The sequence below is a fragment of the Streptomyces sp. NPDC058157 genome, assembly GCF_042884105.1.
Taxonomy (GTDB): Bacteria; Actinomycetota; Actinomycetes; order Streptomycetales; family Streptomycetaceae; genus Streptomyces.
Map to the genome: position 1 here is coordinate 1 of NZ_JBHVUQ010000289.1, position 3,686 is coordinate 3,686.

A 3,686-nucleotide genomic window follows, 5' to 3' on the forward strand; every position below is an offset into this window, starting at 1 on the left:
CGCGCCGGGCCCCGGCAGCCGGCCCCGGACAGCGAGGAGGCGGCCGGCCTGGTCTCCCCCGCCCCGGCCGCGCCCACGATCTCGCGGCGGGGCGCGCTGGGTCTGGTCGGGCTGGGCTCCCTCGCGCTGCTCGTCGTGACCGCCGGTCAGAGCGTGGGCGGCTGGTTCCGCCGGACGGCCCTGCTGGCACCGCACGGCCAGGAACCGGGCTCCGGCCCCAACGGCTTCCAGATCAACAAGACGGCCGCCTCCGTCGGCATCCGCCCCAGCGACACCGGCCCGGCCTGGCGGCTGACCGTGCGCGGCGGGGGCCGGCAGGTCGACCTCACCCATGCCCGGCTGCTCGGGCTCCCGCAGAACGAGGCCCTGCTGCCCATCGCCTGCGTGGAGGGCTGGTCGACCGCCGACCAGCTCTGGAGCGGCGTCCGCCTCACCGACCTGGCCGCTCTCGTCGGCCTGGGCACGGACACCCCGCAGGTCCTGGTCGAGTCCGTCCAGCGGGGCGGTTCGTTCGCTTCCGTCGTCCTGAGCGGCCATCAGGTCCGCGACGCCCGCTCGCTGCTGGCCGTGCGCGTCAACGGGGCGGCCCTGTCCCCCGACCACGGCTACCCGGCCCGGGTGATCATCCCCGGGGCACCCGGCGTCCACAACACCAAGTGGGTCACCCGCCTCACCTTCGGAGAGCCCTCATGAAGCAGCCCGCCGCCGCCACCGCCCCGGCCGGCTTCCGCCGCCGCTACGGCTCCTCCCCGCTGCATCTGCTCGTCCTGCTGGCCTCGTTCGCCCTGGCCTGCTACGCGGGTGTGCGGCTGCTGGAGGGCGACACCCTCGGGGTGGCCGTGTGGTTCGTCGGGGCCGCGCTCCTGCACGACCTCGTGCTGCTCCCGCTGTACGCGCTCGCGGACCTGGCCGCCCAGCGGCTCCTGGGGCACGGCGCGGCGGACGGGGTGCGGGCGCCGCGCCCCGGCGTCAACCACGTCCGGGTGCCCGCCTTCGTCTCCGGCGTCCTGCTCCTCGTGTACTGGCCGCTGGTCCTGGGGCGGGTCGACCACTTCACGCTCAGTACCGGCCTGCCGTCGGACGTGTTCCTGGGGCGGTGGCTGCTGATCACCGCCTGCCTGTTCGCCGCGTCGGCGGCCGTCCTCGCCGTGCGGCTGTGGCACGGGGGCAGGGACGCGCGCAGGGCGCGGGCCAGAGCCCGCCGCGCCGCGCGGCGCAGACCGGCCGCCGGGTCCCGCTGAGGGGGTTCAGGTGGGACCGGACCAGTCGAAGGTGATGGTCTTGCTGGACTTGCCGGTACGGTTCCACGTGAAACCGAAGGCGTCGGCCCGGTCGGTGACGGCGCGGCCCCAGGTGGCCAGCTGACCGGGGCCGGTCTCGCAGCCCGGCAGGTTGGTCGACTGCACGCGGACACCGTCCGGGGTGGTCGGTCCGGTGAGCGCCTCGGCACGGGCCTCGAACATCCCGGGCACACCGGCCCGCCAGGTGGACAGGTCGTCGGCGATCTCCACCTCGACGGGCGCGAAGTCCATGCCCCGGACCTCGAACGCGCCCATGGTCACCAACTGCTCCGGCCAGCTGCCCGCCTGCCCGCTGAAGATCATCTGGAGGGCTTGCCGCTGCCCCTGGTCGGCCCGCTCGTCGAAGACGAACGCCGCGTACGAATCCGAGTGCTCCGCCCAGATGTTGCCGGTGAACGAGCCGAGCATCACCATGTTCAGCCCGTCCAGCCGGACGTCGCCGTAGGTGCCCTCGCGGATGTGCCACACCAGGATGCCTTCGCAGTCGCCGGTGGTCGGCGGCTGGGCGAACGAGCACGGGCACGGGATGTCGCACTTGCACACGTCGAACCAGTCGCCCGCCAGGCGCCAGGCCGGCACGGCCTCTGCCGCCTGAGCCATCGCTCTCACTCCTCCCACAGCCACGTCCCCACCTCCATCGTGCGCCCGGGCCGCCCGGGCGCACCAGTGGCCGGAGGGGTTGCCGTCCTCGGGATCCGTGCTGTGCTGGAGGGGTCCGATGGGAGTACGTCATGCGTACGGTGCAACGGCCGCAGACCGGGGACCATCCGTTGCGGGCGGGGGTGCTGCTGCCGGTCCGTGAGCTCGTCGTGGCCTGGGCACTGATCGTCGTGATCGCCGCTCTGGCCTGGGCGCTCACCGTGGACCAGGCACGGGGCATGGGGGTGGGACCCGGCACGATGGGAATGGCGCTGCCGCTGTTCCTTCTGCTGTGGGCGGCCATGATGGCGGCGATGATGCTGCCCTCCGTCGCCCCCGTCGCGGTGACCTGGGCCCGGGGCATCGCCCGCCAGGCCGGCGGTGCGGTGCGGGCGCTGCGCACCACCGCCTTCCTCGCCGGCTACCTGATCGCGTGGACGGCGTTCGGGCTGCTCGCGTACGGCGCCCTGGCGCTCACCGGCGGCCTGGTCGACCGGGACCCGGACGCCGGGAGGTGGATCGGGGCGACCGCCTTCGCCCTGGCCGGGCTGTACCAGCTGGGCCCGCTCAAGGACATCTGCCTGCGGCACTGCCGCAGCCCCATGGCCCAGCTGCTGCGGTACGCCTCGTACCGGCCGTGGCTGCGCGATCTGCGGGTGGGGCTGCACCACGGTGCGTACTGCGTCGGCTGCTGCTGGGCGCTGATGGTCGTGCTGGTCCCGCTGGGTGTCATGAACCTCGCGGCGATGGCGGGGGTCTCGGTCCTGATCTTCCTGGAGAAGCTCTGGTACCGGGGGCGGTGGCTCTCCCGGGTGGTCGGGATCGCGTTCCTGGTGCTGGCCGTGCTCGCACCGTTCCAGGACTGGATGCTGCCGGGCCTGAGGGGTTCGACGGCTCCGATGGCTCCGATGTGACGGGCCCGTCCCACCGGCGGTCCGTTCACTCCCAGGCGATCTCGAAGTACCTGACGCGTGTGTCGTGGCCGACCGGCCGCATGCCCGCCGCCGTCATCACGTGGTGCGAGGCGAGGTTGTCGAGGTCGGCGTCGCCCCGCACACGGGCGGCGCCCCGGGCACGCGCGAGCCGCAGCAGTTCGCGGAGGGCTTCGGAGGCGTATCCGCGGCCGCGGGCCGAGGAGACGAGGCCGTAGCCGACGGTGACGCCGCCGGTCTCGTCCGGCGGCCCGTGGAATCCCACGCCGCCGACCGCCCGGCCGTCCTCCCGGAGGCGGATCTCGTAGTTGCCGAACGGGTGGGGATCACCGGTGGCCGCACAGGTGTCCAGGAAACGCCCGGCGGCGAGGACGTCCCCGTCGTCGGGGTATCCGGGCGCCCAGCGGGCACCGTCGCCCGGCGCGCCCGCCACGACGGCCTCGGCCTCGCCGACGGTCATCGGATGCAGCACGAGCCGCTCGGTCGCCAGATCGCCCATGACACGGAGGAATACCACGCGCGGCGACCGCACCGCACGGCGATTTCCGGGCCCCCCGCGCGGGCCGCGGGCGCCGGGCCGGGCCGTGCCGGGGGCACGACCGATCGGAACGACTTCCTGACGCGGGTCGGGACCACGCTGCGCGAGGCGGGGATCGCGCGGTCGGTCTGGTGCCGTCTCAGCCGAGCACCAGCGGGAGCCTGGCGGCGAGGGCGCCGAGCGCCGCCCGCTCGGCGGCGGTCGGGGTGCGGCGGCCGGTGCCGACGAGCAGGGCGTCCCGGTCGGGGAACGAGGCGGGGAACGGGGAGCCGGCGA

At 74.5% G+C, this 3,686-nt stretch carries 5 protein-coding genes and 1 pseudogene; 3 read left to right on the forward strand and 3 right to left on the reverse strand.

Translation table 11 applies throughout. The annotated features are described in order from the left end of the window. The coding region (locus ACFVXK_RS35820; RefSeq protein WP_389620672.1) for a molybdopterin-dependent oxidoreductase at positions 1 to 693 on the forward strand (693 nt) is incomplete at its 5' end. Then, positions 690 to 1,241 carry a hypothetical protein gene (locus ACFVXK_RS35825; protein WP_389620674.1) on the forward strand — a complete coding sequence of 184 codons (552 nt, stop codon included), beginning with the start codon at positions 690 to 692 and terminating at the stop codon, positions 1,239 to 1,241. The genes ACFVXK_RS35820 and ACFVXK_RS35825, both read left to right, overlap by 4 nt. Before the next feature lie 6 nt (positions 1,242 to 1,247). Here the strand turns inward: ACFVXK_RS35825 and ACFVXK_RS35830 are convergent, their stop codons facing one another. Further along, complete coding sequence (locus ACFVXK_RS35830) at positions 1,248 to 1,901, reverse strand: DUF1326 domain-containing protein (RefSeq protein ID WP_389620677.1); 654 nt, start codon at positions 1,899 to 1,901, stop codon at positions 1,248 to 1,250. A gap of 131 nt (positions 1,902 to 2,032) precedes the next feature. Here ACFVXK_RS35830 and ACFVXK_RS35835 point away from each other — a divergent pair, with 131 nt between their 5' ends. After that, the gene (locus tag ACFVXK_RS35835; protein WP_389620680.1) at positions 2,033 to 2,854 is read left to right on the forward strand and encodes a DUF2182 domain-containing protein; all 822 of its coding nucleotides are present in this window, start codon (positions 2,033 to 2,035) and stop codon (positions 2,852 to 2,854) included. Positions 2,855 to 2,879: 25 nt separating this feature from the next. Here the strand turns inward: ACFVXK_RS35835 and ACFVXK_RS35840 are convergent, their stop codons facing one another. Continuing rightward, the gene (locus ACFVXK_RS35840) at positions 2,880 to 3,371 is read right to left on the reverse strand and encodes a GNAT family N-acetyltransferase (protein ID WP_389620682.1); all 492 of its coding nucleotides are present in this window, start codon (positions 3,369 to 3,371) and stop codon (positions 2,880 to 2,882) included. Positions 3,372 to 3,549: 178 nt separating this feature from the next. Then, a pseudogene (locus tag ACFVXK_RS35845) lies at positions 3,550 to 3,686 on the reverse strand (maleylpyruvate isomerase); the annotation flags it as partial.

What these genes read in the sequence shown, in the direction of transcription:
- ACFVXK_RS35835 (WP_389620680.1), top strand. Translation starts at nt 2,033, where the DNA reads ATGCGTACGGTGCAACGGCCGCAGACCGGGGACCATCCGTTGCGGGCG.
- ACFVXK_RS35830 (WP_389620677.1), bottom strand. Translation starts at nt 1,901, where the DNA reads ATGGCTCAGGCGGCAGAGGCCGTGCCGGCCTGGCGCCTGGCGGGCGAC.
- ACFVXK_RS35840 (WP_389620682.1), bottom strand. Translation starts at nt 3,371, where the DNA reads ATGGGCGATCTGGCGACCGAGCGGCTCGTGCTGCATCCGATGACCGTC.
- ACFVXK_RS35825 (WP_389620674.1), top strand. Translation starts at nt 690, where the DNA reads ATGAAGCAGCCCGCCGCCGCCACCGCCCCGGCCGGCTTCCGCCGCCGC.